The sequence below is a fragment of the Algoriphagus sp. genome (genome assembly GCF_024642405.1).
GTDB lineage: Bacteria > Bacteroidota > Bacteroidia > Cytophagales > Cyclobacteriaceae > Algoriphagus.
On record NZ_JAHEBC010000418.1, the window covers coordinates 1 to 3,115 of the forward strand.

Sequence of the window (3,115 nt, forward strand, 5' to 3'; positions counted from 1 at the left end):
AGTAGATGATGATCCGTATCGAACCGGGGCAGAAGCTACGGCTATTGCTACAGGTCTTGGACAGTTGAATTTCGGTGCGTATAACACGCTTTTGCCTAGCTACTACCTTCATGAACTTTATGTAAATGATGAGGTAGATCCAAACAACTCTATCAATAAGGGCAACACCCAATCCGTAAGAATGTCTGCCTCCGTGGTTCCTATCAACGGTGAAGGAATGTATTACCAATTACCAATAGGCACACGAGGTGGATGGGCTTTTGGACAAAGTGCTTATATCAAAAAACATACGAACTGGTATCACTTACCAAATGAAGATGGCAATTCTAGATCTGGGATAAATTTTAGACATATCCGCTTAGCCGATGTGTATCTCATGTACGCTGAAGCTCTGCTCAACGCAGGTGGATCAGTAGATGAAGTAATTGAATACATCGATCTAGTGAGAGCTAGATCCGGAGTGATCACTATCAAGCAGTACCTGGCTGACAACGGCAATACTTTCCCGCAGCTTCATATCAGTAAGCAGGTTCATGGGACTCAACCGATGGTAGCTCCTACTGCGGAAAACATCATGACTCATATCCGTAGAGTGGAGAGACCAATCGAACTAGCTTTTGAAGGGCATCGCTGGAAAGACCTCGTGAGATGGGGAATAGTGAAGGATGTTTTTGATGAGCTTCGCCAAGATGAAGTTTGGAGAGAGGCAAACAAAGCTTCCATTTTTGATCAAGCACCTCTTTTTATCGCAGAAAGAATCAGACCTGATTTCTTGCTTTCATCAGCTAATTATTCTCCTACTGTACACAATTACTTCCCTATTCCTGCTTTGGAACTCCAAAACAATAATCAGATAGGTAATTAATCCCGACTTACATGAAAAAATATATCTATATCATAAAACTATTGATGGTAGCCGTGATGCTACAATCATGCGAAGATCCTTATGAAGGCATGAACCTTAATGAGGCAAGCAATCAGGTGATTTTCACCTCCGAAATGGATTTTGAAAACACCGTTCAGATTAATGGTGAACTCGCGTTCGGAGATGTTTCTTCAGGCGTAGTATCCCGCACCTGGACATTCCCAGAGGGTGTAGTCGATATTGAGGGATCTGATAACGATGTTACCTCGACAGAAGCTACTGTCAAAGCAATATTCAAAATGCTCGGTGAACATGAAGTAAAACTTCATCAGATATTCAAAGACAATGCCTTTGTGGGATTAGAGCAGCGTGGAAAAGAACTTGATACCACAATCGTCGTGAAAGTGCTTGGCGAAGTGAATTTGGCTGTTACTGCGAATATCATAAATACTGATGGCACCGTGGGAGAGGCACTTAATCTTCAAGATGGTGCACTCAATGAGGTGATGGCTGGGAGTTTCATCAGATATACCGTGACTTCTGAAGGTGAGCCTGCCCAATACCAATGGAACTTAGATGGAGGTGACCCACCTTTCTCTGAGGAGTTAGTGGAAACGCTTGATGTTCGCTATAAGAAAGTTGGGGAATTTGATTTTGAGTTGATTGCTTCCAGAGACAGACCACAGGGTGAATTTGTTTTTGCTGTAGAAAAACTTCTGAAAATCATACCATCTACCGAGCCAGTATCCTTAGAAGGAGCTCAAGAAAGAGCTGGCGGAATTGTATTGAACTTCAGTAGAGAGATGAACGAAAACACACTCAATCCAGCTGATTTCACTGTGAATATTATAAACAAGGGCAATCAAATAGCAACCACCGTTTCTTCAGCTACTTTGGATCCAAATGAAGGAAACTTTGTGATTTTGACTTTGGATAACCAATCCATCTTTAATGATGATATGGTTACAGTCTCTTATGCGCAAGGAGAATTGGCTACAGCAGATGGAGTTAAATCTGATGGTTTTGAAGCTGTTCCAGTGGTATTTATAGGCGAAAACATCCTTAAGAAAACTGCTTTTGACTACAGTTTTGAAAACTCATTGGCTACCAATTGGCCATATCAATGGTGGGGAGCGCCATGGGACAAATATAAATTCAACCTTAGTACAGCTAAATCATATGATGGCAAAAAGAGTGCTTATGTAACCATGGAGCCAAATGGCGGCATGATCATAGGCCACACTGACAATGCGAATGTACCTATCACTTTTCCTGTAGAAAAAGGAAAAACATATGAAATCGGTGTTTGGGTTTATATGGAAGACCTAGGAAAAAGTGACCCAGCTGCAAATCCTCCAGATTTGAGATTCTATTGGGCTCCAGATACCAACTGGGGTGTAGGTCCAAACCCAGAATTCTCAGCAGATTTTGAGATTGGAAAATGGGTGTACAGTTCTGCATTGGTGGAGTTTGCAAACACTGGAAACTACAATATCAACATCCGTGGTGCCAACGAAGGAAATGCCCAGACTATCAAGTTTTATATGGATAACATTTCTATTTCAGAGGCGAAATTAAGACAATAAATAGATAGTAAAATTGGGTTTAAATCAGAATAAGGGTGATCATAAATTTGTATGGCCACCCCTATCTTTTTTTACAAAGCTTTTGGAATAAAAAAATCCTCATTTATAAAAGAGAATTAAAATAGATTTTCAACTTTAATTTTATCAGAAAATATTCCAAAAACCTCATAAAGTCCATAACCCATCTTTTAAATATTTAAAAAACACTATATGGGCCCACAGAAGCCATTCGTTAGTTCGGATGGCTTCTTTGTTACTGTATATGCACCAGAATATAATTTTTGTTTTTAGTATTCTATATTTTCATAAAAGTGAGAAATTTGAATTATTCTAACCAGTTAATTATTTCATAAATACTTAATAGACAATCCATTCTAAAAACTCTACTTAACAATTCATATTTTTTTATGAATTACTGACTCTATAAAATTGAAAAAAAGAATAAATCATTACATTTGCATCCGGTTCTGAAGGAAGGTTTTTTAATACTTGTTAAGAATAGACTCGGGGTGTAGCGTAGCCCGGTATCGCGCCTGCTTTGGGAGCAGGAGGTCGTAGGTTCGAATCCTGCCACCCCGACATAATTAGCCAGCAGATTTATTTGCTGGCATTTTTTGTATCAAAAAAACCACAAGAGTTTCCGAGAAAACACAAAAAACAATTT

At 39.3% G+C, this 3,115-nt stretch carries 2 protein-coding genes and 1 tRNA gene; all 3 read left to right on the forward strand.

The genetic code is table 11. The annotated features are described in order from the left end of the window. Window positions 1-865, forward strand: an 865-nt coding sequence (locus tag Q0L68_RS18685; RefSeq protein WP_296705769.1) for a RagB/SusD family nutrient uptake outer membrane protein, incomplete at its 5' end; no start/stop codon positions are given. Between the two features lie 11 nt (window positions 866-876). After that, window positions 877-2,451, forward strand: coding sequence for a hypothetical protein (locus Q0L68_RS18690; protein WP_296705770.1), 1,575 nt, complete (start codon window positions 877-879; stop codon window positions 2,449-2,451). A 505-nt stretch (window positions 2,452-2,956) separates the two neighbouring features. Beyond that, a tRNA-Pro gene (locus Q0L68_RS18695) sits at window positions 2,957-3,030 on the forward strand. Window positions 3,031-3,115 lie beyond the last annotated feature (85 nt).